Annotated in this window: 26 protein-coding genes and 1 other annotated feature; of the genes, 2 read left to right on the forward strand and 24 right to left on the reverse strand. The window is 45.2% G+C overall.

Going from position 1 to position 26,222, the window contains the following annotated elements:
• Positions 1–56: 56 nt before the first annotated feature.
• The 8 genes from yajC to AC58UU_RS15400 all read right to left on the reverse strand — a co-directional run bounded on the left by yajC (position 57) and on the right by AC58UU_RS15400 (position 8,999).
• Positions 57–365, reverse strand: a complete 309-nt coding sequence (yajC, locus tag AC58UU_RS15365) for a preprotein translocase subunit YajC (protein WP_497316955.1) — start codon at positions 363–365, stop codon at positions 57–59.
• Positions 366–380: 15 nt separating this feature from the next.
• Entirely contained in the window at positions 381–1,520 is a 1,140-nt protein-coding gene (tgt, locus tag AC58UU_RS15370; protein WP_171644746.1) for a tRNA guanosine(34) transglycosylase Tgt, read from the reverse strand.
• 42 nt (positions 1,521–1,562) lie between these two features.
• Positions 1,563–2,648, reverse strand: coding sequence for a tRNA preQ1(34) S-adenosylmethionine ribosyltransferase-isomerase QueA (gene queA, locus AC58UU_RS15375; protein ID WP_497316957.1), 1,086 nt, complete (start codon positions 2,646–2,648; stop codon positions 1,563–1,565).
• Between the two features lie 9 nt (positions 2,649–2,657).
• Positions 2,658–4,856, reverse strand: coding sequence for a SpoIID/LytB domain-containing protein (locus AC58UU_RS15380; RefSeq protein WP_497316959.1), 2,199 nt, complete (start codon positions 4,854–4,856; stop codon positions 2,658–2,660).
• Between the two features lie 1,124 nt (positions 4,857–5,980).
• Entirely contained in the window at positions 5,981–6,988 is a 1,008-nt protein-coding gene (gene ruvB, locus AC58UU_RS15385; protein ID WP_497316961.1) for a Holliday junction branch migration DNA helicase RuvB, read from the reverse strand.
• A gap of 77 nt (positions 6,989–7,065) precedes the next feature.
• Entirely contained in the window at positions 7,066–7,695 is a 630-nt protein-coding gene (gene ruvA, locus AC58UU_RS15390; protein WP_497316963.1) for a Holliday junction branch migration protein RuvA, read from the reverse strand.
• Positions 7,692–8,195, reverse strand: a complete 504-nt coding sequence (gene ruvC, locus AC58UU_RS15395; RefSeq protein ID WP_057306137.1) for a crossover junction endodeoxyribonuclease RuvC — start codon at positions 8,193–8,195, stop codon at positions 7,692–7,694. Before ruvC ends, ruvA begins: the two co-directional genes overlap by 4 nt.
• 123 nt (positions 8,196–8,318) lie before the next feature.
• Complete coding sequence (locus AC58UU_RS15400) at positions 8,319–8,999, reverse strand: BofC C-terminal domain-containing protein (protein WP_497316965.1); 681 nt, start codon at positions 8,997–8,999, stop codon at positions 8,319–8,321.
• Between the two features lie 562 nt (positions 9,000–9,561).
• On the opposite strand from AC58UU_RS15400, the gene sigW reads away from it, so the two are divergent.
• Entirely contained in the window at positions 9,562–10,173 is a 612-nt protein-coding gene (gene sigW / locus AC58UU_RS15405; RefSeq protein ID WP_060648579.1) for an RNA polymerase sigma factor SigW, read from the forward strand.
• Positions 10,174–10,244: 71 nt separating this feature from the next.
• Here the strand turns inward: sigW and AC58UU_RS15410 are convergent, their stop codons facing one another.
• From AC58UU_RS15410 to AC58UU_RS15430, 5 genes are all read right to left on the reverse strand, one after another.
• Positions 10,245–11,561: a LysM peptidoglycan-binding domain-containing protein gene (locus tag AC58UU_RS15410; protein WP_497316968.1), complete on the reverse strand. Its 1,317-nt coding sequence runs from the start codon at positions 11,559–11,561 to the stop codon at positions 10,245–10,247.
• Between the two features lie 230 nt (positions 11,562–11,791).
• Positions 11,792–12,655, reverse strand: coding sequence for a prephenate dehydratase (gene pheA, locus AC58UU_RS15415; RefSeq protein ID WP_497316970.1), 864 nt, complete (start codon positions 12,653–12,655; stop codon positions 11,792–11,794).
• A complete protein-coding gene (thrB, locus tag AC58UU_RS15420; protein WP_497316972.1) occupies positions 12,652–13,629 on the reverse strand; it encodes a homoserine kinase in 978 nt (325 codons plus the stop codon). The genes pheA and thrB overlap by 4 nt, the downstream gene beginning before the upstream one ends.
• Positions 13,630–13,656: 27 nt before the next feature.
• The gene (locus tag AC58UU_RS15425; protein WP_497316974.1) at positions 13,657–14,943 is read right to left on the reverse strand and encodes a homoserine dehydrogenase; all 1,287 of its coding nucleotides are present in this window, start codon (positions 14,941–14,943) and stop codon (positions 13,657–13,659) included.
• A 30-nt stretch (positions 14,944–14,973) separates the two neighbouring features.
• Complete coding sequence (locus AC58UU_RS15430; protein WP_497316976.1) at positions 14,974–15,456, reverse strand: ACT domain-containing protein; 483 nt, start codon at positions 15,454–15,456, stop codon at positions 14,974–14,976.
• A 166-nt stretch (positions 15,457–15,622) separates the two neighbouring features.
• Between AC58UU_RS15430 and AC58UU_RS15435 the strand changes: the two genes are divergently transcribed.
• The gene (locus AC58UU_RS15435; RefSeq protein ID WP_497316978.1) at positions 15,623–16,132 is read left to right on the forward strand and encodes an NUDIX domain-containing protein; all 510 of its coding nucleotides are present in this window, start codon (positions 15,623–15,625) and stop codon (positions 16,130–16,132) included.
• A 59-nt stretch (positions 16,133–16,191) separates the two neighbouring features.
• On the opposite strand, the gene AC58UU_RS15440 is transcribed toward AC58UU_RS15435, so the two are convergent.
• The 11 genes from AC58UU_RS15440 to AC58UU_RS15490 form a co-directional block, all read right to left on the reverse strand.
• On the reverse strand, positions 16,192–16,968 hold the full coding sequence (locus tag AC58UU_RS15440) for a C40 family peptidase (RefSeq protein ID WP_497316980.1): 777 nt from the start codon (positions 16,966–16,968) through the stop codon (positions 16,192–16,194).
• A 234-nt stretch (positions 16,969–17,202) separates the two neighbouring features.
• On the reverse strand, positions 17,203–18,276 hold the full coding sequence (locus AC58UU_RS15445; protein ID WP_497316981.1) for an anthranilate phosphoribosyltransferase: 1,074 nt from the start codon (positions 18,274–18,276) through the stop codon (positions 17,203–17,205).
• 259 nt (positions 18,277–18,535) lie between these two features.
• Positions 18,536–19,837, reverse strand: coding sequence for a GTPase ObgE (obgE, locus tag AC58UU_RS15450; protein WP_497316983.1), 1,302 nt, complete (start codon positions 19,835–19,837; stop codon positions 18,536–18,538).
• A 52-nt stretch (positions 19,838–19,889) separates the two neighbouring features.
• A complete protein-coding gene (locus AC58UU_RS15455) occupies positions 19,890–20,684 on the reverse strand; it encodes a Spo0B domain-containing protein (RefSeq protein WP_497316985.1) in 795 nt (264 codons plus the stop codon).
• A 183-nt stretch (positions 20,685–20,867) separates the two neighbouring features.
• The gene (gene rpmA / locus AC58UU_RS15460) at positions 20,868–21,179 is read right to left on the reverse strand and encodes a 50S ribosomal protein L27 (protein ID WP_029194675.1); all 312 of its coding nucleotides are present in this window, start codon (positions 21,177–21,179) and stop codon (positions 20,868–20,870) included.
• A gap of 4 nt (positions 21,180–21,183) precedes the next feature.
• Positions 21,184–21,537, reverse strand: coding sequence for a ribosomal-processing cysteine protease Prp (locus AC58UU_RS15465; protein ID WP_029194674.1), 354 nt, complete (start codon positions 21,535–21,537; stop codon positions 21,184–21,186).
• An 11-nt stretch (positions 21,538–21,548) separates the two neighbouring features.
• Positions 21,549–21,860 carry a 50S ribosomal protein L21 gene (rplU, locus tag AC58UU_RS15470; RefSeq protein WP_029194673.1) on the reverse strand — a complete coding sequence of 104 codons (312 nt, stop codon included), beginning with the start codon at positions 21,858–21,860 and terminating at the stop codon, positions 21,549–21,551.
• A 12-nt stretch (positions 21,861–21,872) separates the two neighbouring features.
• Positions 21,873–21,960 (reverse strand) — a sequence feature (ribosomal protein L21 leader region).
• Between the two features lie 52 nt (positions 21,961–22,012).
• Entirely contained in the window at positions 22,013–23,176 is a 1,164-nt protein-coding gene (locus tag AC58UU_RS15475; protein WP_497316989.1) for an Rne/Rng family ribonuclease, read from the reverse strand.
• Positions 23,177–23,199: 23 nt separating this feature from the next.
• Complete coding sequence (locus AC58UU_RS15480; protein ID WP_497316991.1) at positions 23,200–24,075, reverse strand: M50 family metallopeptidase; 876 nt, start codon at positions 24,073–24,075, stop codon at positions 23,200–23,202.
• Complete coding sequence (locus AC58UU_RS15485; RefSeq protein ID WP_497316993.1) at positions 24,068–24,961, reverse strand: peptidoglycan DD-metalloendopeptidase family protein; 894 nt, start codon at positions 24,959–24,961, stop codon at positions 24,068–24,070. Before AC58UU_RS15485 ends, AC58UU_RS15480 begins: the two co-directional genes overlap by 8 nt.
• A 111-nt stretch (positions 24,962–25,072) precedes the next feature.
• Positions 25,073–26,221 (reverse strand): FtsW/RodA/SpoVE family cell cycle protein, encoded by a 1,149-nt coding sequence (locus AC58UU_RS15490; protein WP_497316995.1) that lies wholly within the window; start codon positions 26,219–26,221, stop codon positions 25,073–25,075.
• Position 26,222 lies beyond the last annotated feature (1 nt).

A 26,222-nucleotide genomic window follows, 5' to 3' on the forward strand; every position in this document is an offset into this window, starting at 1 on the left:
TTGTAGAAAACCAAATAAAAAGCGAGAACCTGATTGAAGGATCTCGCTTTTTTATTTTATTCTTTTGCTGTAGTTTTAGAAACAGCATTGATAGCAGAACGATCAAATGTCATTTTCGTCGCATCGTTGACACGAAGTACACAAATGTCATCTGTGATTTCCATAATCGTTCCGTGAAGCCCACCAATCGTAACGACCTTATCCCCTTTTTTCAATCCTCCAAGCATTTGATTACGGGTTTTCTGTCTTTTTTGTTGTGGACGAATAAGTAAGAAGTAAAGAACGACAAACATGAGCACTAAAGGTCCGTATGTATACAAATATCCAACTGCACCTGTATTCGCAGTGTCTGCTGCTAGTAACATAGGTATCCTCCTTTCTTAAAATCCTCTTTCATTATCATTCAGCCCATAAGCGGCAAAGAATTCATCACGGAAATCAAGTAAACGATCTTCCTGGATGGCTCCTCTTACATCACGCATGAGCTGTAGTAGAAAGTGAAGGTTATGAATCGTAGTCAATCTGATTCCGAAGGTCTCATCCGCTTTTATTAAATGACGAATATAAGCCCGGCTGTAGTTCTTACAGGTGTAACAAGTACATTTAGGATCCAGCGGACCAAAGTCGGTCGCATGCTTAGCATTACGAATAACAAGACGGCCTTCGCTAGTCATACATGTCCCATTCCTAGCTATCCTTGTTGGCAGTACGCAATCGAACATATCGATACCGCGGATAGAGCCTTCAATTAAAGCATCTGGCGAACCTACACCCATCAAATAGCGAGGTTTATTCGCAGGCATAAGAGGTGTTGTGTAATCCAACACTTCATACATTAAATGCTTAGGTTCTCCAACACTCAGTCCACCAATAGCATACCCCGGGAAATCCATGGAAGTCAACTGCTCAGCACTCAACCTCCGAAGATCTTCATGCATGCCGCCTTGAATGATGGCGAACAATCCTTGATCATTCGGTCTGCTATGACTTTGCAGACAACGCTCGGCCCACCGCGTCGTACGCTCAAGTGATTTCTTCACATATTCGTACTCTGCCGGAAAAGGAGGACATTCGTCAAAAGCCATCATAATATCAGAACCAAGTGCATTCTGAATCTCCATGGCCTTCTCTGGGGAAAGAAATAGCTTGTCCCCATTTAAGTGGGACTTAAACTGTACGCCTTCTTCCGTAATCTTACGCATGTTACTAAGACTGAATACTTGAAACCCGCCGCTGTCTGTCAAAATAGGTCGGTCCCAATTCATGAATTTGTGCAAACCGCCAGCAGCTTTCACAATATCATGACCCGGTCTGATGAAGAGATGATAAGTATTACTTAAAATAATATGGGCATCCATTGTCTTCAATTCCTCAGGGCTCATCGTTTTTACCGTTGCCTGTGTGCCAACTGGCATGAAGGCTGGCGTTTCAATGACTCCGTGAGGGGTGTGAACGCGTCCAAGACGTGCTCCGGATTGTTTACATGTTTTGATTGGTTCGTACGTAACTGCTGCTGCCAATACATCCACTTCCTATTCTAAGCGTCATTCTGACTACTGATCTTAGTAAATTAACATAGCATCTCCAAAACTAAAAAAGCGATATTGTTCTCGAACAGCTTCTTCATAAGCTTGCAACACATTCGTTCGCCCAGCCATTGCGCTAATGAGCATAAGCAGGGTTGACTTAGGTAAGTGGAAATTGGTTAACAAAGCATCCACCACACCGAACGTATACCCCGGATAAATAAAAATTGAAGTCCAGCCCTGTGAAGGTTGAATAACTAATTGTTCGTCAGTCTCATTACCTGCGTGCTTACGGCTTAAGCCAGCTGCCGTTTCTAACGTGCGCGCAGATGTAGTCCCCACGGCAATCACACGCTTACCATTCATTTTGGTTTCGTTAATTAGAGCTGCCGTTTCAGCTGACAGCATATAATACTCCTCGTGCATTTGGTGTTCTTCAATGGTGTCCACAGATACAGGACGGAAAGTCCCTAGCCCAACATGCAAGGTGACAAATGCAAGACGAACACCCTTAGCTTGAAGTTTATCCAAGTAGGCTTCGGTAAAATGCAGGCCCGCCGTTGGTGCAGCAGCTGAGCCTTCATGTTTTGCATATACCGTTTGATAGCGTTCTCGCTCGGACAACTGCTCCTTAATATAAGGAGGAAGCGGCATTTCGCCCAATCGATCTAGAATCTCATTGAAAATGCCTGTATAACTAAATTGGAGCACTCGACCACCCATATCTCCAACTTCCACAACTTCCGCTGTTAACAAGGGTTGTTCTCCATTGGTTGAGTTGGCGTTCACGCCGAAAACCGCCACAGCCCCTAATTGCATGCGTTTTCCAGGCTTTACCAAGGCTTCCCAGCGATCCTCGCCCAGGGGCTTCAGGAGCAAAATCTCCACTTTGGCGCCGGTGTCTTTCTTCGCACCAAAAAGCCGTGCTGGAATGACTCGTGTGTCATTCATCACGAGCAAATCCCCGGCTTCTACATAATCAATTAGTTGTTCAAAAGTCCGGTGACTAATCTCACCTGATTGTTTGTTCAGTGTAAGAAGTCTAGACGCCGTGCGATCAAGCAGCGGCGTCTGGGCAATCAATGATTCTGGTAGTTCAAAATCGAAAGCTTGTACATCCATGTTGTGTATTCATTCCTTAGTTATGTTGACTCCAGCATAATAAGACTGAAGTATTTTCTTATAATCGTAGCCTAATTCGGCATAACCTCTTGCACCCCATTGAGACATGCCAAGTCCGTGTCCAAAGCCTGTTCCACGGAAAATGAACTGATTGCCTTGACCTGACGTTTGTGGATTAGGAGGGATCACAGGGGTTACTGACGGAGACGTCGGTTTCGACTGTCCCGCTGTGCCTAAAGCCGTTAAATCGGTTATCTTCAATGCTGTAGGCTGTGATTGACCACCAGACAACACATAGACCGAATCAGAGCCAGCACTACTTGTCTCACTACTTCCTGCACCAGCAATCGCTAGGCCAATTGGATCTGGGGTATTACCAGTATAACTTCCTGCTTGTACAATTTCAAACCGGGTGCTGGGTAATCCCCCAAGTGCCGCACGTAAGGCATCGGGATAAGGCACCTTCACCACAACTCCGTTCGCTTTAAGTTCGGTCACCCTCTCTGAAGGTCCTCGCTTCGATATTTCAAGTGATTGCAGATCTCCGCTTACAATTACATTGGCTGCCGCTAATTTACTTTTAATCTCATCACCAGTGTAAGGACCTCTAATCCAAGAATAGGCATTCGATTCTTTTTCTTGGCCCAACACTAACACTTTCTCTTTATTGGAAAGTTGAGCGATCGAAGGATTAGCTGCATTATCTACATAAGGAGCCATACGGACATTTACACCTTGTTCCGTGGCCTCGTAGTAAGAAGCGCCCTCTTTACCCTTCTGACCACTGTCTTTGAGATACATGCTGTGTACGTAGCCCGTTCTACCATCGGTTAACTGAATGCGATACCAGATGGCCTTCCCTTTTTCAGCACCATCATCCGGACTTGGTACACTACGCAAATAAGCTAATGGATTCCCCCATACTTCAGAGGGATCCGCAGTCATCCCGCCTGAATTTGAAGAAAATACAGGTGAAATCAGTCCATTTTTATCTGATAATACCTCGTCTTTTGTCGCATCAACAGCTTGTATTCCCGCAGTAAATTCCTTTTGTATCCCATAGTAAGCCTGATCTAACGTTGTATCCGTAACTTGTGCTATCTCATACTTATTTCCCTGTTTGATTGCAAAAGTACGGGCAGCTACAGCTTGGGCCTTCAACGCCTCTGTTGGCCAACCGGAACTAAGCTCTGAGCCTACGACAGCATATAAATATTGCTCCATCGGCACTTCATTCACCAAGGCTAACTTACCATGATAGGTACTTATCTCCATGTCTCCGCGGTAACTGAGGTTAGCCCGCTCCTTGATTGTAATACCCTGACTCTTCGGATGGATCACCGTCTTTTGATCGCCTGCTGCCGCGGCATAATGAAGCACCGCAGCGGAGCCATTCGAGGAAGCCGTTACATCCGATCTGCGAAGTAAATAGGATGATTTCATATTCACGGGTTGTAAAGGCAAGTTGGGAGCTGCGCGTAACGCTGCCTGTTTTACTGCTTCTAACTGTCCTGTAGTAGCTTCATTACCTACCCATACGCTATAGGTTAGTTTACCTGCCGCATCTTCTTGCAGCGCAATATCTGCATCGAGTCCAGCTTGGTTAAACAAAAGCAACTGCTGCAAAGCAGCCGCCTCATCAGCATACGTACCCGCACTCCAATGCAGAGGACCTTTAAATACAGGAGGAGCCGATTTCGTTAACGCCAAAACTGTTGTATCTTTAAGCGCTTGCGCCGCAGCGCCCTCGGCTTCTTCCTTAGAGGCGAAGCTGCCGTAATAAACTTGGTACACGGTTCTGCCTTGTTTCACTCTACTTAACACATAGCTATCTTCGGGCATCGCAGCTAATTTAGCATATAAGGCTTTGGCTGCTATGTAGTCTATCGTTTCGAGCATAATTACACTATACTGATCAATCGACATTCGAATTGAAGCATCCGGAATCGACGCCCACGGTTTAGCAGCAGTACCGGCTGAATTACGTACAGCAATATCCAGACCGCCAGATGCAGTAAGGGTAACTACAGGTTCTACTTTCTTATATTTGGTTGAATCTATCAAAAGTGCAACACGAATCTGATCCAAGTGTTTGATCCCCTCTGCATTTGCATGGGGCACCAGCGCAGAGAATGTTCCAAAGGTCAAAGCAGCCGTCGTTATTAAAGCTATTCTCTTAGGGGTAAGCAGCTTATTTCTCCAATTCATTCGACACAATTTCCTTTCTTTTGCAGCATTCTACTAAATTAGACTCTAGAAATTGGAAGAAGTTTTGGTTGATAGAATTTTACATAGGCAAAAAACATCCATAAACTAATCTATCTTATGTATTTGAACTCCTTTGTTGAAAAAACTTCTGCTAAAGCTTAAAGGATTCGCTTGTTGTAAAAAGTGCAACAATTCTTTCGGATTTCCCCTATATTCCTCCTCATGTTGCAAAAAATACAACAATTTTCAACTTTAGGAGTCTAAATGGTGAGGTATTGCCTTAAACTGTTGTACTTTGTACAACAATCGCTGTGTAAAACCTCATAAAGCCATGAAATTGTTGTAGAGAGTACAATATTGCAATACATTTCGCTCGGGAATCAGCGATTTCCCCGACATACACCTCTAATTTATAGAAACACCATGACATCTACCGACGCCACCCCCAAGAATGAAAATAATACTAAGTCTCGACTGAAAACAAAGAAACAAAAAACAATACGCTTTCTTGCTCCGCAAACTCGACGGAAAACAAAAAAGTGGTCAAATCCACTGGATTATAGGTCGGCTTGAAAGCGAAACTCTGCGGAGTGATTTCGAACATTTAGGCTGCAAATCTTAGGATCGCGGGGAACGAGGAGACGTTATTTAGGTGATTATGTCGATGCGGGACCCGCACGCGGAACGTAGGGGCGCTATTTTGGCGTTTTACCGGTTTTTCCACCTCGAAAGCGGGAAATAGAGGCTCCTCGTTCCGCGAAAACGTGAATTACGCCCTTTTGAGAAAAATAAAGCTTCTACGTTCCGCTAAAATCTGGTGATGCCGATACGTGTTGAGTTTGGGAAACAGATATAAGAGAATATGTTCACAGGTGGTTGAACAATTATTGTTTGGCTACTTAGTAAAAGGAGCGGTTGGGAAGATCACCCTGACGGTCCTTTTAGGTTTTAGAGGATATCCGTAATTCTGTATTCACGTCCCCGTGGGACTGCCTCCCCACATGTATCCCTTCCATTTCCGTTTTCATTTTACAACACTTATCCACAGATCGGCATCTATTATAATTTCCTATAAAGAAAAAAAATCTTTTGCCCGCCTTTCAGCAGTGGCAAAAGATCTTGAATTACCGTTGTTCCGGCACCGGTAAACCTAGATGATGATAGGCCTGAGGCGTTACCATCCGGCCTCTAGGGGTACGCTGCAAGAATCCAATTTGCAGCAAATAAGGCTCGTAGACGTCTTCGATCGTTTGACTCTCTTCGCCGATAGTGGCGGCAATCGTTTCGAGCCCAACTGGGCCGCCCTGGAAGCTTTGAATGATGGCGCGCAGCATCTTATGATCAATCTCATCAAGCCCAAGGTCATCGACCTGTATGAGCTTGAGTGCCTCTTTGGCGATGTCCAGCGTGATAATGCCATCGCCCTTCACTTGCGCGAAGTCGCGCACCCGCTTCAGCAAGCGGTTCGCGATTCGCGGTGTTCCACGCGAGCGCATGCCGATCTCGCGCGCAGCTTCACCGACGATGCCGACCTGTAGGATGTCGGCCGTTCGGCTGACGATGTAGGTGAGCTCCTCCACCGTATAAAACTCCAGCCGACTGACGACCCCAAAACGGTCGCGCAGCGGCGCAGAAAGCAATCCGACACGTGTCGTCGCGCCGATCAAGGTAAACGCCGGCAAGTCTAGACGCACCGAGCGTGCACTCGGCCCCTTGCCGATGATAATATCAAGGGCAAAGTCCTCCATCGCCGGATACAGCACCTCTTCCACTGTACGGTGGAGGCGGTGAATTTCGTCGATGAAAAGCACATCGCCCTCCTGCAAATTCGTCAGGATGGCAGCTAAATCCCCCGGCCGCTCGATCGCAGGGCCGGAGGTCGTTCTTATATTCACGCCAAGCTCGTTGGCGATGATGTTGGACAGAGTTGTTTTGCCAAGCCCAGGTGGCCCATACAGCAGCACATGATCAAGCGCTTCCTTACGCATCTTGGCAGCTTCAATATAGATCTTGAGGTTCTCCTTCGCCTGCTTCTGGCCGATATATTCGGCCAAATAACGAGGACGTAGGCTGTACTCAATCGTGTTGTCCTCCATCATTAAATTAGCCGATATAATCCGGTCATTGTCCATGTCGATCCTCCTAAGAGTTTTGCTTTAGCAAAACTGACTTCGTAAGCATTCGCTAAGTCATGCCCAATCCTCATTCACTACATCGTATACAAAGCTTGCAGCGCAAGCTTCATCAACACATCAACAGAATCAGACGGATTCGCTTTTGGCTTCACTTGCAACCAAGCACGATCAGCTTCAGCTTCCGTGTAACCAAGCGTCATCAACGCTTCCTTCGCTTCGCTCCAGGCATGACCGCCATCGGTCAGCTGAGCAGATCCAACCACGCTTAAAGCTACCGCAGCTTCCGGACTTGAGAAGCTCACCGAACCCAATTTGTCCTTCAGATCCAAGATAATCCGCTGTGCTGTTTTCTTTCCGATGCCTGGGAGCTTTGTCAAGAACGCTAGATTCTCTTGGCTAATTGCTAGAATAACAGCCTCTGGTCTTCCGCCCGCAGCAAGAATGCCCAGCGCAACCTTTGGCCCAATTCCCGACACATCTAGCAATAAACGAAACAAGGACTGCTCATCCCGTGAAATAAAACCGAATAGCAAATGAGCATCTTCACGTACATGATAATGAATGAACATCGTGACAGCTTCATCTTCCTTATGCGGCAGCGCATAGGGATTCGGACAAAACACACGATAACCTACGCCATTTACATCCAGCACCGCATAGTCGCTCTCGCGTGCAGCAACTTTCCCTCTTAAGAAATCTATCATCTTTTCCTAACCTCATTTATCCTAGATTGCAAAGCAGAAGAATGGGCATGGCAAATAGCAATAGCAAGCGCATCGGCTACATCATCAGGCTTAGGCACTTGGGACAGTTTTAGTAATATTTTGACCATTTCCTGCACTTGGTGTTTCTCTGCTTTCCCGTAGCCAACAACGGATTGTTTAACTTGAAGCGGAGTATATTCAGCTATCGACAACCCAGCCTGAACACCCGCAAGAATCATGACACCCCGCGCTTGTCCTACTGTAAATGCCGTCGTTACATTCCGATTAAAGAACAATTTCTCTATCGACATCGCGTCCGGTTTATACTTCTCTATTAATTGCGTCGTAGCATCATAGACATCTTTCAGCCTGATCCCAGGATCCGTGTGTGCTTCGGTTTGAATTGAACCATACTGCACAGGAATGAGCTTACTTCCGATCTTATCAATAAAGCCAAAACCAACTATCGCGATCCCCGGATCAATACCCAGAATACGCACAGCCATTCTCTCCCATCTTTAAAAAAGCGAACATATGTAGTCATTTCATTATAGCAGATAACAAAAAAAAGAGATAGACTCAGGAATCTCCCGATCTACCTCTTCATCCTACTATCACCTTAATTAAGGTCTTGTCATTGCCCGTTCAGTCTCTTGTGGCGGCATGGCATAATCACTGAAAGTTGATAATACGCTATTATACTCCTCCAAATCAGTGACTCGAATCCCTTCATGGAGCTGCTCCACCGTTTCGCGTGGAAGACTGCTTTCTAAATGCTTAATGTTCAATTGAAAAAATGTTCGAATCACATTATCCTTGGCTGGTGTTCCATTAAAAAGGGACAGATTGCTGCTTCCGTCGATGCCGAATACCGCCTTTTCCTTGCATGCCGGCGATAAATCATCGATACTTTCGGTAAAAGTGACATCTCCATTCGCACCTATGCTCAGCAACCAATTAGGGTGCTTCATTTGCATTTTCAATAATTCTTGAGGGGTCTGCAGGCCCAACTGACTGCGCTCCTCGCCACAAACATAAGTCTTAAGCAAATAGCTCTCCCTGCTATTCGTTATACTTTTCAACGTTGTCGTCGCTTCTTGAAGACGTTGATCATCCACCGGTGTAAGTCCAGCAAAGGTCGATCTAACGGCTCCACTCGGGCTATCACCAGCACTTAGAAGGCTTTCAGTTGCATATAATATATAGCTAACCACAACGACGGCAAAGAACATTCCTAAAGTCAACCAACTACGTTTCCAACGCAGCTTTCTTTTCAAATGCTTCAAAAGTTGTAGTACATTCACCGATATCCCCTTCTATTCTCGTTTTTCCGTATTGTTTCCATTTGCATGAGACACTATACATCATTTACCATAGAGGGAGAGTATGAAACCAATCAAGACGGACGGTGAAGCCCTTATCATGAACGGTAGAAAACGAATCAAACGTACAACACTCCTAATTATAGGAGTTGTCCTGTTGTGGGGGGCAGTTGCCATTTGGAATGAAGTACAAAAAAATGAATCAGGTGTAACCTCACCGCGTTCAACTTCAGCCTCATATCCATCACCATCTCAGAAAAGTCACCAAACTTCCATGAATTCGGTAACAAATGGATATAAAATGAGCTCTCCCTAGCTTTATAATTTGACTGTAGCCACAGAAATGATATAGTCAGAAGTAGATGAAATATTCTCATACTTATCCAGGGAATCCGATATATATTTAAAAAGGCAAATGCTAAGCTTACGATACAAGTTTTCATGAGAAAACTATAAACGGAGAGACTTTGAGCTAATCTCAAAGATCCCAAAAAGGAGAGACTTTGAGCCAGCTCAAAGATCCCTATATTAGGAGGGGAACAGCATGAATGTGGCAGAACTTCAATTAATTCAATTATCCAGACGGGGTGACCGCAACGCTTTCGTGGAGCTAGTCGAGTTATACCGTAACAAAATACAGAAGCTTGCTTTTCGTATGCTGCATAACAGGCCTGATTCAGAGGACATTGTTCAAGAAACATTTATCCGTGTTTATTTGAACTTAAACCACTTTGATGAAAGTCAGAACTTCTCTACTTGGATTTATCGAATTGGTAAAAATGTCGCCATAGACTTGCTGCGCAAAAAAAGGCCTGTTCAATCCTTAGATGCTGAGCTGAACGATTATGACGATGATTACAGCTACTACAGTAAGCTTGCAAGTCAAGATCAGTCTCCTGAGCACGTTGTTCTCCAAACAGAAGTTCAAGAGCATATGCATACATCCATTAATAAATTAGCTGATAAATATAGAAGTATCATTACGCTATACTATCTGGAAGAGCTTTCCCTTCAGGAAATAAGTGATAAACTGAACTTACCGATTACAACAGTAAAAACTCGTTTACATCGCGGACGTGAACTGCTGCGTAAAAAATGGGGTATGAATTTTGTTGTCGGTTTAATGACCTTTTTCACATTGGGTATGATTGCCTAATCCTTAGCATAACGGAACTAAGAAGCCTCCTATTCCACAAGTCCTGTGGTTAGGAGGCTTCTTGTTCTTTTTCAGACGTTAATCCAAGGTGAGTTTTGCTTGGCTTCCTGCTTTTCAGAAGCTCTCTGCTGCCGTTTCAAGAAAGCATTGAGTGCTTCTGTACCTGACAATTTGACTTTTTTGGAAGAATTGCCGCTGCTCGACCTATTTGCTTTTTTATCTTTACGGATGTCAATTTCAACAACTTCTTCGGTATCGGTCTCTTGCGCTAGTTCATGCGTGTGGACTTGTGGCATAATTGGCGACTCATAATGAGCCTGGTAATGAGCTCCAGCATAAGGAATCCCATAAGGAGCCTGTTGATAGTCGTATGGATTATGTGCAGTTGGTTGCATATCATAAGGAGACTGCTGATAGTCATATGGATTATGTGCAGTTGGTTGCATATCATAGGGAGAAGCTGGTGGATATAACCCAGGAATTGTAGGAAAACCGTGCTGATAACCATCCCACGGACTTTCTACGGTTCCAGTTGGATACCCCGACGGGAATGTCGTCCACGGCTGTTCGATCATCGATGGGCCACCGCAGCCACAGCCATCTTGACTCATTGGATAGGAGGTTGGCTCTGCATGATGCGGAAATTGCTCATATGGTGACTGCTGATACGGTGAAAAAGCTGGATATGTTGGCATCTCTTGTTGCTCAGAACTTGGATAAGCAAATACCTCAGTCGCTGTAATGTGAAACTGCTGGAAAGGATGAACCGCTTGCTGCTCGTAAGGTGCATGGAGACCAATAACACCAGGCTCAGGCGCAGAGGGCATCGGCGAAGGTACAAACGGTTGCTCAGCCAGAGGCATCGTTTCTACAAACGGTGCTGACGGTGCTGGCGGCGCTGACGGCATTTGACTTATCGGTTCTTCTGCAATGGGCATAAATGGTTGCTGGTACGAATCTGCAGCAGTCCATGGTTGAGCCGAAGGTACTGGCTCAAATGGTTCTGTCGATGGTTTCGACATCGATAATGGCTTAACTCCTACCTGCTCATGATGCATCTTGGGCACATAAACAATTTCTCCCGTCATAAGTACATTGGGATTCTTCAGATGAGGATTTGCTTTAATCATCTCTTGAAGAGGTACATCCCAAGCCTTACCAAGTTTCCATAAGCTATCACCCTGCTCCACAACGTGTTTATAGACATAATCTGAAGCGGGTGGATCTACTGGCTTCGGTCTAGAAGGTATTTTCACCTTCATCCCGATGTCAAGTTGATCCGGTTGTGCAATTTGCGGATTAAGTGCGATGACTTCGTCCAATGTGGTTTGATATTTTTTTGCAAGCTCGTACAGGGTATCGCCCTTTTTGACAATATGAATTTTCAACACCATACCTCCTTAGAGTTTTCGTTAGAAAACTTACTTCGTAAGCCTAAACTCGAGTTTTCGTTAGAAATCCTGCCTTTGTAAGCATTAACTCGAGTTCTCGCAAGAAAACTTGCTTCGTAAGCATTCGCTTAGTCACAATGATATTACAGTTTATGCAGGTTCCTAGGCTTTTGCCCCTTTTGGACAAAAAAAATCCCTCGCGTAATGAACGCAAGGGAAGAACGGTATTAACACGTATACGAATAACTCGGATAACAACCCAAAATTCGAACCTGACAACCAATCGCTTCAATCTCTTGAATGGCAGATGGCAGGAGAACGGAATCCAGGGAACCAGCAATATCAATATAGAAATAATAAGTACCAAGTTTCTTCTTCGTTGGCTTGGATTCAATCTTCGAAAGATTAATTCTGCGCCACGCGAAAGCTGAGAGCACCTGATGAAGCGCACCTGGGAAATCTTCAGGCAGCGTGACCAGAATGGTTGTTTTCATGTTTTCCGAGGATTTCAGTTCTGACGCTTCGCTACCAACCAGCAGAAAACGGGTCATATTGTCTTTATGATCTTGAATTTCCCTTTGCAGCATTGGAACACCATAATTTGTAGATGCAATAGCCGTTCCGATAGCAGCCACGGTAGGGTCCTGCAGCGTTGATACAATACGTACTCCTTCAGCTGTAGTGCTTATTTGCTCAAACTCTGCTTCGCTCAAATACTGCTTCATAAATCTACTGCACTGTGCAGGGACGACCTGATGAGATAGCACCTTACGAATGTGTCCATATGGATTCGAAGCTTCCGTTTGCCCTTCAGGGCTCGGAAACCCTATAAGATTCATATCAATGGGAAAAACCCACTCCGCCCGAATGGGCAGATCAACCTCGTGAACGAGCCAGTCGACATGCAAATGAACGGAACCTTCAAGCGTATTTTCAATGGGAATGACACCTAGTTCCGTTTCACCTGATGCTGTCGCATTGAACACTTCTGAAATTAGCTTGTATGAAACGTAAGTAAAGTCTTCACCCAAAAAATGACGGGTGGCTTCTTCCGAAAAGGTGCTTGGTCCTAAGATGGCAACCCGCTTCATGCAAGAACCTCCCTTTCAACGAAGGATAACAGATCCCCGTCATCTTCTTCTAGCAGAATTGCCGCAACACCCTCTACGCTCGGCTTTAACCATAGCATCTGTGCTTCGATTCCTTCCTCAGCAAGTGTATCCTTCAAGAATGCCTCCAGCTCCTCTTTCTGGCCGCTTCGTGCATCCACTAGCGCAAGCATCGTCGGTCCAGCTCCGCTAAGTGCAACACCTAACGCACCATGGTTCTCCGATTGCTCAAGCAGCGTCTTCATGCCCGGAATGAGCTCTGCACGGTAAGGCTGATGCAGCGCGTCCTTCATGGCATGGCGGATCATTCCTAGGTTGCCTGTGCTTAGCGCGGCAACAAGCAAGGATGAATGGCTGAGGTTGAACACCGCATCCTTCATGGCTACTTGCTTCGGCATGACGCTTCTCGCCTTCTCTGTAGAAAGCTGGAATGCTGGTATCGCCACCAGCACTTCCAAGTTAGCGTCCGGCTCTATTCGAATAGATTCGGCTTTCTCACCGTCCCAGAACGCAACCACGATCCCGCCGAACAAGCTGGCCCCGACATTGTCCGGGTGCTTCTCTAGGCGGCTCGCGATTTGGAACAGCTCATACTGCGTGAGCTTGTTGCCGATCAGGGCATTGGCGCCGGCAAGCGCACCAACAATGGCTGACGCGCTGCTGCCTAGACCGCGTGTGAGTGGAATATCGCTATACATGGTAATATCCAGCTCAGGGTGAGAAACGCCCGCCTGTTCAAATACCATTTGCGCAACTTTATAAATTAAATTGGACTTGTCCGTTGGAATTCCGTTCATCTGATCACCGATTAAATGAATCGTCGTTTCATCCGAGATCGCCATGTCAATCCAAGCAAATAAGTTCAAGGCCATCCCCAGTGAGTCAAAGCCAGGACCTAAGTTTGCCGTGCTTGCCGGCACTTTCACTCTTACCTTTTGCACTGCCTTATAACTCATTTCGAAATTGCGCCTCTTTTCAATAATTTAGCCTTCTACGCGATAAACGCTTTTGATGGCGTGAATAACATCCATAGATTCGAATTGTCTCAGCACATTTTTCATACTGGCTTGGTTCGCATCATGTGTGATAATAATAATTTCAGCCTTCGGATTGGACTGGTTCGGGTGCTGGAACACTGACTCCAAACTAACTTCGTGCTGAGCAAAAATTTGTGTAATTTGTGCAAGTACGCCCGCTTTATCTTCAACGTGCAGAAGAATAAAGTTTTTGGAAGCAATCTGTTCGTCCGTCTTCAGCTTCATTTCTTTGTAAGGTGCCAGCACTGTTCGTCCATTCACGCCCAGCCTCAAGTTACGCACAACGGCAACCAAATCTGCTACGACGGATGTTGCCGTCGGCAGTTCGCCTGCTCCAGCACCGTAGAACATTGTTTCGCCTACTGCTTCACCTGTTACATACACAGCATTGAATACACCATTCACGGAAGCAAGCGGATGCGAGTTTTTCACCATAGTAGGTTGTACACTCACAGAGATATGACCATCATGGTTTTCGGCAATTCCAAGCAGCTTCACTTCATATCCTAATTTTTTGCCATATTGAATATCTTCTTTGGATACTTTCGATATGCCCTTTACTTCAACATCACTAAGAGCAACATTTGCGTGGAAGCCAAGTGTCGATAAAATGGTCATTTTACGAGCTGCATCCAGCCCCTCAACATCAGATGTTGGGTCTGCTTCTGCATAACCAAGATCTTGTGCTTCTTTCAAGACATCGGCATAAGCAGCGCCTTCTTGGCTCATTTTGGTCAAAATGTAATTAGTTGTTCCATTCACGATGCCCATAATCTTCGTAATACGGTCAGAGGAGAAGCCCTCTACGAGTGCACGAATGATCGGAATACCGCCGGCAACACTAGCTTCGTAAAATACGTCGCAGCCGTGTTCAGCAGCTTTTGCCAAGATTTCAGCACCATGCATGGCCATAAGATCCTTATTCGCCGTCACGATGTGCTTGCCGTTGCCTAGCGCAGTTAATATATGCTCTTTGGTAGCAGCAATACCGCCCATAACTTCAACGACAACATCGATCTCACTATCACCAATAACGTCCCATACTTGTTCAGTCAGTTTATCTGCATCCACTGAGATGTTACGAAGCTTTGACTTATCTTGTACTAAAATTTTTGAAATTTCAATGGACGAGCCTGTTTGACGCTGTAAATCCTCTTGATGTCCTTCGATAATACGGACAACACCTGTTCCTACTGTACCTAATCCTAGCAAACCAACCTTGATGGGTTTCATGTATGTTACCTCCTGAATAATTTTTCTATCTTAACTGCCCTGACCGATGACCATGGCACGCTTGACCCCATCTTGCGCTTGAAGTCGATTAATCATTTGACGGATCTCTTCCCCCATCGAGGAAGTCTCTACCGAAATGACGACATTCGCCATACCCTGCAGAGGAATTGTCTGATGTATCGTTAACACATTCCCATCCAAATTAGCAATGAGAGCCAGTACACGCGACAGAATCCCGGACCGATGCTCCAAATCCATGGATATTGTGATAATGCGCTCTCGTTCCAGTTTGCTGAGAGGATGAATACCATCCTTATACTTATAGAAAGCGCTGCGACTGAGTCCGACTTGTTCAACGGCATCGTGAATTGTTTTCACTTCACCACGTGCAAGCAATTCCTTAGCCTGAGCTGTTTTGAGTACTCCTTCTGGCAATATATCTTCCCGGACTAAGTAGTACCTCTCAGGACCGGTGTGCTTGATCGTTTGTAAAAACTCTTTGCTATCCGGCACTTCACCACCGTCCTCTCTGGAAAGACCAATGTTCCTCTATAGAGGACATTATATCGAATCGTACGGATTGAAGCAATAGGCAATTCACATCTCATTCTTTCATCTTTTGCAGCATCTAACTACACTATGATAAGCTGATAGTACTAGATTAGAAGGGATCGCCTCCATGATTACATTACGCATGATGTCTACGGCTCTCCTATGGAACAGCCAGAACGAATTACTAATGATGAAACGCTCCTTAACGCGTTCGCTTTCGCCAGGTCTATGGGCTGCTATTGGCGGTCACCTGGAGCCAAGTGAGTTAAATAACCCGCGGGCAGCCTGTTTGCGCGAAGTGTGGGAGGAGACTGGCATTGAGCATGATGAAATCCAAGGGCTGCGCATGCAGTATGTTTTACTGCGATTGAATGGACAAGAAGTTCGCCAGCAATTTTTTTATATCGGAACCACGGATGTGAACCCGCGAATCGTCACACCCGAAGGGGATCTACATTGGATTCTTAAAGAACATGTGCTGGAGCGCCCAATCCCTTTTATTTTTCGATGCTTGCTTGAACATTATTTCAGCGTAGGCCTTACTGAGCACCCCTGGGTAGGCTCAGCAGGAATTCAACCGGACACAGGTGAACCTACTATCCACTGGAACCCATTAGTAGATCCCCTGCAGACTTAATAAGAATAGCAAAAAAGGCAGACATCGATTTCTCGAGTTCTGCCTTTTTGTATTGCTAATTATAACGCACTGCCTCCAAATAAGAAACGATATTCCCAGTGCCGATTGTCGATAGAATCTATCCGAACACCACCACTGTCTTTGGAGTATGTCGACAAGATTTGCCCATTTCCTAAGTAAATGGCCACGTGCGTAATGGTCTGTTTAGACTTATTAATACCGCTGTAATTCGATTGGCTTGTCCCTTTGTAAGACATGAAGAACATAAGATCGCCAGGCTTCAGATCATGCCAATTTGTTTTGGCATGCCCGAGAGATTTCACATAACTCCCCTGTCCTCTAGAGTCACCTGGCAGTTTCTTTCCAATGCCATCTAAGAAAGCTTGCCGGACAAAGTCAGAGCAATCAAACGTTTTTGTATTATCACGACTTGATCCATATTCATAGGGCGTTCCTAGATACTTTTTACCCGCAGCAATAATCTTTTGAACACTTGCACTTGTTGAACCTCCAGAACCACTGCCGGTATTGGAATCGCCAGGCGAAGTAAGACCTGATGCTTTTATGTATTTGGCGCTTGTGCTTATGTAGCCCTCACGGCCATCAGAGGCTTTCACTTTGTACCACCAACTGTTCACTTTGGACAGGATGGTAACTTTCTCGCCTTCCTTCAAGTACCGGATACGCTTAGAATCTACATCCGCACTTTGGCGAAGACTGACACTGTTAATAATTTGACCCGTTGATGCAGCCGAAGCTTCTTTAGGTAAAGGAATTGTGACAGCACCGAAGATAAGTGCTGGAACAAGTACGAGGGTCAGTAGTTGTTTTTTCATGGTGTTGGCCTCCTAGCATTTTGGGTTGTAGAACGAGAATTATAGCATCATCTTCCGTTAAGCCAGACTACCTAGCTTCGAAAGTTGTTTTCCTTCATATCAATTCGTAATATAGGCATTCTTTTAGTGGGTAAGAGCACAATTAAATTGCATTATTCCTCTAATTCATCTAGTAGATGGAAACAAAAAAAGCCTTCCTTTAGCTGAATACAACACAGCACTTAGGAAAGGCCTTTATCCAATTTTGGCGGAGGAATCACGTTCTTTCGGATGATCCTGAAGCGTAAAGTGGTGACTCTGATCCACCCATCGCTGCATGACTTTTTGGGCTTCTTTTCTTTGCAGCAGCGATTCTGCTAGTTGAAAGCCTTCTTCATAACTACCTACTTTATCAAACCAAGTCAATCGAAGTCCCGTATTAAAAATGACATGATCACGTTCCCGCTTCAATTCCTCTGAATCTTCTCCAGCAATAATGCGCCGCACCATGGCAACCTGATCATCTTTACTTAATGGCAGCAGGGGCTCACTCAGAAAACCAAATTTCTGCGGTTCAACCACTCGGGACTCATCTCCCCATGGGGTTACGATCCTTATTGTACTGTTCTGGTAGATGGGCAAATCCTCGGATCCTTCAATCCCATTGACAATATACACATTTTGAAAGCCAGATCGGATGGATATGGGAATCAGAGATTCCATCGCTTTTCGCTGATTGACGCCAATAATCATATTCATTGAACGTACGGGATTTATAACTTTCTCAACGGTATTCATCACAGTTCGCAATCCTAACTGCTCGCGAACCTGTTTCAGCTTCCCAAGCGGCGGACAAAGCTGTTCGGTATGAAGAAATCCAATATGCAGGTGGAATAACATCGTTTCCCATGCTTTCACTGACAAATCTATCGCAACGCCGAAGCTTTCTAATAGTTCTTTCATAGCGGTCCCCTGTCTCGGCGGAAGTGAATCACCTCCATGCAGCACCTGGGAGAAACCCACTGAAGCAAGCAGGAGACTAACTGGCAGTGTGATGGGAAAATATTGCCGGCCTTCCGTCGGTCCCGCACAATTGAGTGAATCCGCAAAAGTATGGTAATTCAAGGAGTAGCTGCGGAAAACATCAATGAATGCCATCAGTTCTTCGTCAGCTTCCCCTTTCATACATAGGGCCATTAAGAAAGCTGCGCATTGAGCATCAGTGGAATCTCCTCTGGCCATCTCATGTGCGGCTTCTACAGCTTCCTCATAAGATAAATCACGTGATCCTTGCATACCGGTTCCCATCGCTTGAATCCATCTTTTCATCTAAATTCCTCCTTCCTCATATAGTTACACTTCATTGAATGTTATATTTATTTACATATAACTATAATTATTAGTAAAATCGTAATCTTTTTCTTTTTATGTGTCAAGTTTTATGACATAAATCCGCGTTTTAACGTAAAAAGAACGGTTTACGCCGTCCTAGGTTGATAGTATTTATAAAAGTTGATGCAAGGAAGCTACAGCGTGCGAGACGAACGCAAAAAAAACACTCATCCTTAGGATAAGTGTTTCAATCGTTCTAATGCTTCTCATCAAATTCGAAGTCAAAATCACCAATTTGGATCGTCTGCCCATGGACAGCTCCACGTTTACGTAATTCGTCATCGATTCCTATATTACGCAAAATACGAGCAAAACGAGCGATACCGTCCTGTGTGCTGAAATTCGTTCGTTTGATCAACTTCTCAATTGAAGGACTTTCAACAATGAATACATCGTTCTCTCGACGAATCGTATAATCATTCTCCTCGCGTTTCTCGAAGCGATACACTTTACGCTCTTCTTTATCAGCTACACCCTCTACTTCAGGAGCATTCGGGATACTTTCTACAATGTCCGAGATCTTGTAAAGAAGTTCCTGCACACCGCCTCGTGTCAAAGCAGAGATCGGATAAACCTCAAACTCTTTGCCATCTGCCGCCATCTGCTCCTTGAATAAAGCCAGATTGTCCTCTGATTCCGGCATGTCCATCTTGTTGGCCACAACAATTTGCGGACGCTGCTCCAGCTTGGCATTATAGAGCTTAATTTCCTCATTAATCTTGAGGAAATCTTCGTAAGGATCGCGGCCGTCTGCAGCAGACATGTCCACGACATGCACAATCACTCTCGTCCGTTCTACGTGACGCAAGAACTCATGACCAAGTCCCACGCCCTCGTGGGCCCCTTCAATAAGACCGGGAAGGTCCGCCATGACGAAGCTGCGTCCATCGCCAACATCCACAACCCCGAGGTTCGGGGTAAGGGTTGTAAAGTGATACGCCGCAATTTTCGGTTTTGCGGCAGAGACAACCGACAATAGCGTGGATTTCCCAACGCTTGGGAAGCCTACTAAGCCGACGTCGGCCATGACCTTCATCTCTAGTACAACCCAACGTTCCACGCCTTCTTCGCCGTTCTCAGCAATTTCTGGCGCTGTTACACGTGCTGTTGCGAAGCGTGTGTTGCCTCGGCCGCCTCGACCGCCCTTGGCCACAACAACCTCTTGACCATGACGCGTCAAGTCGGCGATAACCTCTTGCGTATCATCATCGATGATAGTTGTGCCCGGAGGGATACGTACAACCATATCCTCTGCGTTAGCACCATGCATTGACTTGTTACGGCCCTTCTCGCCGCGTTCCGCTTTAAAGTGCTTCTGATAGCGGAAATCCATCAATGTACGCAGACCTTCGTCTACACGGAATACAACATCACCGCCATTTCCTCCGTCGCCACCTGCTGGTCCGCCCTCTGGTACATATTTCTCACGGCGGAAAGCAACTAAACCGTCGCCACCGTCGCCACCTCTAACAAATATCTTCGCTTTATCAACAAACATTTCTACACCTCAACTAAGGAGAGACTCTGGTCTTGGACCAAAGATCCCTTTATTATGTACGAAACGGTAACCGCAATGTGATGACCGCTTCTTCCTCTTGCCAATCATTATGCTCCAGTGAATAAGAATTTACTTTCGAAAGTAGGGTTTCCTTCACAGCTTTCTCAAGTTGCTCCCGGTTATAGGGGCCTTGATATACAAAATCAAGCAGTAAGCTATCTTCTTGAACATCAAATTCCAAGCTGAGTGTACCACTTTCACCGTCGCTTGCCGCAGCATGCTCATGAACGCATTCCACAGTTTGACGAACCACTCTTTCGATGAGGCCGTCATGCAGAGGAAGTTGTCCAAGATTGATTTCTTGATCTAATTCAACTTCCAGCTCTAATGATTTCGACTGGACGCGAAACATTAGCAAGAAAGCAATTAACGATGGAATACCTAACTTGGAGAGATTACTTTCCTGCTGCATAGTCATTTTTATTTTTTCCATATAGGGCTGTAAATTATCAAACTTCTTTAACTGAATATAACCAAACAAAATTTGGGTATCGTTCATCCAATCGTGACGTAAGCGATTTATGACCTGAATTAACTTCTGGTAAGACTGTTGTTCCTGTTGACGGAGCTCTTGGCTCCACTTCTCTTCCAATCTACTCGCTTCCAACTTGAAGGCGGTATAACCGCAAAAGACTATGATCAGTAGTAATGCACCCCTGACAATCCAGGGTTCCACAAACATCATTCCCGTCAATCCTATGAGCACAAGTGCTAATAAATAAACTTGCGTGCTGCCCGCTCGCTTCATTTCCCGTTCGCTCCGTTCTCCTGCTTTGTGTCCGTTCATCCAGTATATCATGATGTACTAGCAAACTTCACCAAACAAATGAGAAAACCTCTGCCCTTCGAGATGAGTAACCGCGTTTATTAGATGAGAGACTTTGGTCTCCGACCAAAGATCCCTATATTAGGTTTGTTTCCAATTAGAAAAAAATCCCTGGGCGGGCTTATCGCTCGCCAGGGATTCATATTACGCTTCTAAAGCTGCAGCCACAGGAGCTACATCAACTGGGTATACGCTCACTTTTTTGCGATCGCGGCCCCAACGCTCGAATTTCACTACGCCTTGAACCAAAGCGAAAAGTGTATCATCCGAACCGATGCCTACGTTCGTTCCTGGGTGAATTTTCGTACCGCGTTGGCGGTAGAGAATGCTTCCAGCAGTAACGGTTTGACCGTCAGCACGTTTAGCGCCAAGGCGCTTAGAGTGTGAGTCACGTCCGTTCTTTGTGGAACCCACCCCTTTTTTGGAAGCGAAAAACTGGAGATCCAATTTCAACATGGTGTTATCCTCCTTTGTGATAGATTGTTTCAATCGTTATATAGTCACCGTAATTGTCTGCAATGGTTTGTAGCATGACGACCATCGATTCTAGAATCAATTGGACCTTATTCCATGTCTCCGGAACAGATCGTGTACTTTCTGGAATTGTAACATCCATCAAGCCTCGTTCCATCTCGTGAATGGGAATCACGCCTGTCAGTGATTCAATCGAATTATAAGTACCAAACGTTACCGCCGATACTGCAGCGCAGACTAGGTCTTTGCCAGGTACGTCATATTCAGCATGGCCTTCCACTACAAAAGATGAGATCTGAGGTGAATCCGGTGCAAGACGCTCTATGGTCACATAGATCATAAGGCTGCCTCTTACGCTTGGATTTTCTCAACTACTACTCTTGTGTACGGTTGACGATGACCTTGCTTTTTGTGATAGTTCTTTTTCGGCTTGTACTTATAAACGATGACTTTAGCGCCTTTGCCGTGTTTTTCCACTTTCGCGGAAACTGAAGCACCAGCAACCAATGGAGCACCTACTACTAAGCCACTCTCTTTGGAAACCAAGAACACACGATCAAAAGAAACAACTTCACCTTCAGCTGCGTTCAATTTTTCGATGTAAAGAACATCGCCCTCTTGAACTTTGTACTGTTTACCACCTGTTTCAATAATTGCGTACATTTTCATTACCTCCTCATGTCTCAGACTCGCCTTGTCCAGGTGACGGTTAGGATCAAATCCAATCCGTGCTTAAACCCGATTCGTGCGGTTACAGCATGCCTAAACAACACACTCCGAGTATTATATCACAGAAACATTTTGTAATGCAATTATTATTTCCGCTTACGCGTCATCTCCAGCAGGCCTAGCTTGGTCCAACCAACAATAATCGTTTTGGAGCGATCCTTACGCACGGCTTGTGTGATGTTCTCCATCACGGCTGCTCGATTCACTTCCGAACTCATGTCTATAAAATCAACAATAATAATGCCTCTTATATTACGAAGCCGCAGAAGCCTTGGAATTTCACTCGCCGCTTCTCGGTTAATATCGGTGACTGTCTGTTCTAAATCAATGGATCCGGTATACCTTCCTGTATTCACATCAATCACGGTAAGTGCTTCGGTTTGATCAAATATTAAATATCCGCCGCTAGGCAGCCAAATTTTACGTCTAAAGCTCTGATTCAGCTCTTCCGTAACACCAAATTGATCAAACAACGGTATCTTGCGGTCATAATAAGCTACGCGTCCCCGCCAACTCGGCTGCTGCTTACGAAGTAACTGTTTCATCTCTTCGTACACTTTGGCATCATTCAGCCAAACTTCATGAACGTCATCCGTAATGACATCACGGGCTAATCTAGGCAGGAGATCAAGATCCTGATATAGCTGCGCGGGCGCATGTGCCTCTTCCATTTTGGATACAATGGAACTCCATAATTCTCGTAAATTTTGCAAATCATCACGAATAGCTTCTTCGCTTTGACCAATAGCACCCGTTCGAATAATAACACCTTCACCAGGAAGCAAGCTGCCTTCGGCTAGCTGTTTGAGGCGCTGTCGTTCTGCTTCCAAATCAATTTTACGGGATATAGCAATATAATCAGCGTCTGGCATGTAAACAATCCAACGGCCAGGAATGGAAATATGCGTTGTTACTCTTGCACCTTTAGTACCTTGCGGATCCTTCGTTACCTGCACCATCAACGTCTGACCTACTTCGGCGAGCTCCGTTATTGAGGGTTTAATCTTAGGCTGCTTGTCCAAGTGGACGGGTAGGAGGTCGTCTATATATAGAAAGGCATTCTTCGCAAGACCGATATCGACGAATGCCGCCTGCATGCCGGGAAGGACGTTGACGATGCGACCCATGTAGATGCTGCCTGCTCTTTGAGAATCAAGCGGATACTGCGTATCATACTCAACAAGACGACTTTCTTCAAGCAATGCCGCTTGTGTAAGATCAGGTGCGCAGTGAATTATAAGTTGCTTCATACACGTTCACCTCAACAGTTATTTTACATGAAAAGATCGGAAACTGCACTCCCCGGTTTTTTCCCATCCAAATAACCGCTCACTAATTGCTGTTCCGGCAATACGGCTTGTATGCGCCCCGTTTCTCCTACGACATAGATTAAATGATATTTTTCCCGCATAAAAAGTTTCAGTGTTTCCGCCATTGTGCGATGTCTCGTTATGACAATTGGCTGTGCTAATGTCCCGCGGCTCAAAAGCCTGCTCATTCGATTCCCTCGACCAATAAGAAAGCGAAAAAAGTGATAGGGCAGCTGCCGATAGGCATACCAATTGGATACAAGCAAGAAAATACCGATGACTAATATATTGAGCGGGAGTTGTCCATTGACCAGTTGGATGATAGCTATGACAATAATAGCCAGACTTAAGATCATACTGATCCATGCTGTATATAAAATCGTGTTATGGTAAGACAATAAATACCCTAACAATGACTGCATTACTTTGCCACCATCGAGCGGCATGACTGGAATAAGATTAAATAAGCCAATCATCAAATTAGCTTCAATGAAGTAATCCCACCAGCTGCTTGCGCCCACATCCACCCATTTCATCAGCAACGCAACGAGAATCATCCATACGTGCTGCAGCGGCCCAGCTAGGGAGACTATCAGCTCTTCACGCGTCGGAGCCGTTCCAAGCTCATCAACAATCAAGACTCCTCCAAAAGGCAGAAGCTGTACTTCCCGCACCCTCCACCCAAAGCCGTTGGCAGCAACCAAATGACCAATCTCGTGAACCAGTACGATGCCAAATAACGTAACAGCCTCCAGGAAGTAGCCTGTAATGGCTGAACCAATCATAATTAGGGTAAATAAGGGGTGGAATCGATACGTAGTTCCGGCCCATTTAATCAAAGCTGATCACATCCGATGGATTGACAGGATGCCCGTCCTTCGTAACGGCAAAGTACAGCGTCCCCTTCGCAGGATCCTTCTTGGAAGCCTTACCGATGGGCTCACCAACTTTCATCCAGTCACCTACCTCGACACTGGCCTCACTCAATCCGCCGTACAAGGATTGAAGACCTCCTGGATGGCGTATCACAATCGTTAGGCCCGTTTCTGCAGCTGCACCGGAGAAAATGACCTGACCAGTATCCAACGCATAAACCGGTGCAAATTCAATGGTATTCAAATTAACTCCCATGTGGGAAGTTCCGTCATATCGCGTAAGAATGCTTCCCTTTGAAGGAGAAAAAAAGGTACGCTTAGAGGCATTCACTCTTATGGCCTCATTCCCTTCTCGGTTGAAACTGGGAATGAACGAGGGTGACCCACCAAACTTATCGCTATACCAAGCTGACAGTGACGAGAAATCGTACGACTGTGTAAGAGAGGCGGTCACGATTTGCTTCCCTTTATTAGCCCAAGGCTGATTAAGCTGGAACATCCCGTACAGCGCTGCAAACAAAACACAGCTAATGAACAGCTTGACCGCAATCTTACGAGGCGAAGGCGGCGCTAATAGCCCTCTTTCACCATCCCTCAGATAATCTCGCCCGACTAATGTTGTGTCCATTAATAATTTTTGCTGCCATGCGTACTCAGGATCCTCCATTCGCCGTTTCCATTCGGGATCCACATAGAGAGGTACTTCGGAATGATGATGTATGGGCAACGAATTCTCCCTAAATCGAGAGGGTCTCACCGGACTCCCACTCCCGTTAGAAGGATCTGACGTTTCGCGTAAATTGCGAAGTCGTTCTATCCTACGCTGTTTCACTTTATCTTTGACTTCCATGGAAGCCCCTCCCCATCCTTTACCTTTGTACAGCCTATGAGAAGAGGGACAAGATTATGTGGACAAAAAAAGCCCCTGACCAAAGGTCAAGGGCTTGAATTTCATATACGTTTAGAAAAATTCTGGCTCTCGTTCCTGATGCAGCTTTACACTCATCACAAGGCCTAATGAAAGCATGTTAATCAGGAGAGAAGTTCCCCCATAACTGACGAATGGAAGTGTGATTCCCGTTAACGGCATGATACCAATCATCATCCCGACATTTTCAAAAATTTGAAAGACGAACATGGAAACAACACCGACCACAATATAAGCTCCGCTAAGCTGAGTACTCTGGATCGAGATGAGGATCATGCGGTAAATGAGTAAAAAATAGATCAACAATAGAACCGCTGATCCGCGGAAACCGAATTCCTCACCGACTACGACGAAAATCGAATCGGAATACGCAAATGGGATGAAATTACTATGAACAGAGGTGCCTTTCAGAAAACCTTCGCCTTCTAATCCTCCCGAACCGATCGCTCTTACCGCATTTCGGACTTGATAATTATCATCAGCAGACACGTCTTGCGGATAAAGGAATGTATCGATACGATCCATCCAATGACTAAAACCATAACCCTTAAGCATATCAAACAAGGATTGATGGAAATACTTATATAACGTCAAGAGCAAGAATCCAGCACCAATGAGTACGACTGTGCTAAGTAAGACATGCGAGTATTTAATATTACCAATCCAAATCATACCCATAAGAATGATCACAAAAATGATCGCATTCCCCAAATCAGGTTGAATGAGGACCAAGATAAACGGTAACAACACGGCTGCAAAGACTGGGATAATATCATTCTTGATTTGCAGTAAATCACCTTTGCGTCTTGCCAGCAGTGCAGTAACAGCCACGATTAGAATTAATTTCACTAACTCCGCCGGTTGAAAGGTTAAGCCACCTGGGAGCTCAAACCAGCCACGCGCCCCATGGATTTTCGTCCCAAAAAAGTAGACAGCGACCAAAGAAAAGATGCCGATACCATAAAGATAGGGAGCGATTCTGATTAGTACTCGATAATCAAATAAGCTGCTTGCAACGAACGCTGCTAGACCAACACCATATAAGACAAGTATTTTCGTGATACTAACATTAATTTTTGGATGATCGATAGATGCACTGTACACGAGCATCGTACTAATGACCATAAAAGCAATCAAAATGACAACAATAGGAATATCTATGTTTTTAAGTTTGGCAAGCATT

The organism is Paenibacillus sp. JT22N1 (assembly GCF_059692155.1).

Bases quoted from the DNA above. Each gene is read 5' to 3' on its own strand.
- yajC (WP_497316955.1), bottom strand. From the start codon at position 365: ATGTTACTAGCAGCAGACACTGCGAATACAGGTGCAGTTGGATATTTG.
- AC58UU_RS15490 (WP_497316995.1), bottom strand. From the start codon at position 26,221: ATGCTTGCCAAACTTAAAAACATAGATATTCCTATTGTTGTCATTTTG.
- AC58UU_RS15475 (WP_497316989.1), bottom strand. From the start codon at position 23,176: ATGAAGCAACTTATAATTCACTGCGCACCTGATCTTACACAAGCGGCA.
- rplU (WP_029194673.1), bottom strand. From the start codon at position 21,860: ATGTACGCAATTATTGAAACAGGTGGTAAACAGTACAAAGTTCAAGAG.
- thrB (WP_497316972.1), bottom strand. From the start codon at position 13,629: ATGAGTTATAAGGCAGTGCAAAAGGTAAGAGTGAAAGTGCCGGCAAGC.
- AC58UU_RS15435 (WP_497316978.1), top strand. From the start codon at position 15,623: ATGATTACATTACGCATGATGTCTACGGCTCTCCTATGGAACAGCCAG.
- AC58UU_RS15380 (WP_497316959.1), bottom strand. From the start codon at position 4,856: ATGAATTGGAGAAATAAGCTGCTTACCCCTAAGAGAATAGCTTTAATA.
- AC58UU_RS15440 (WP_497316980.1), bottom strand. From the start codon at position 16,968: ATGAAAAAACAACTACTGACCCTCGTACTTGTTCCAGCACTTATCTTC.
- obgE (WP_497316983.1), bottom strand. From the start codon at position 19,837: ATGTTTGTTGATAAAGCGAAGATATTTGTTAGAGGTGGCGACGGTGGC.
- AC58UU_RS15465 (WP_029194674.1), bottom strand. From the start codon at position 21,537: ATGATCTATGTGACCATAGAGCGTCTTGCACCGGATTCACCTCAGATC.
- AC58UU_RS15425 (WP_497316974.1), bottom strand. From the start codon at position 14,943: ATGAAACCCATCAAGGTTGGTTTGCTAGGATTAGGTACAGTAGGAACA.
- queA (WP_497316957.1), bottom strand. From the start codon at position 2,648: ATGGATGTACAAGCTTTCGATTTTGAACTACCAGAATCATTGATTGCC.
- sigW (WP_060648579.1), top strand. From the start codon at position 9,562: ATGAATGTGGCAGAACTTCAATTAATTCAATTATCCAGACGGGGTGAC.
- rpmA (WP_029194675.1), bottom strand. From the start codon at position 21,179: ATGTTGAAATTGGATCTCCAGTTTTTCGCTTCCAAAAAAGGGGTGGGT.
- ruvB (WP_497316961.1), bottom strand. From the start codon at position 6,988: ATGGACAATGACCGGATTATATCGGCTAATTTAATGATGGAGGACAAC.
- ruvA (WP_497316963.1), bottom strand. From the start codon at position 7,695: ATGATAGATTTCTTAAGAGGGAAAGTTGCTGCACGCGAGAGCGACTAT.
- AC58UU_RS15485 (WP_497316993.1), bottom strand. From the start codon at position 24,961: ATGGAAGTCAAAGATAAAGTGAAACAGCGTAGGATAGAACGACTTCGC.
- AC58UU_RS15445 (WP_497316981.1), bottom strand. From the start codon at position 18,276: ATGAAAAGATGGATTCAAGCGATGGGAACCGGTATGCAAGGATCACGT.
- AC58UU_RS15455 (WP_497316985.1), bottom strand. From the start codon at position 20,684: ATGAACGGACACAAAGCAGGAGAACGGAGCGAACGGGAAATGAAGCGA.
- pheA (WP_497316970.1), bottom strand. From the start codon at position 12,655: ATGAAGCGGGTTGCCATCTTAGGACCAAGCACCTTTTCGGAAGAAGCC.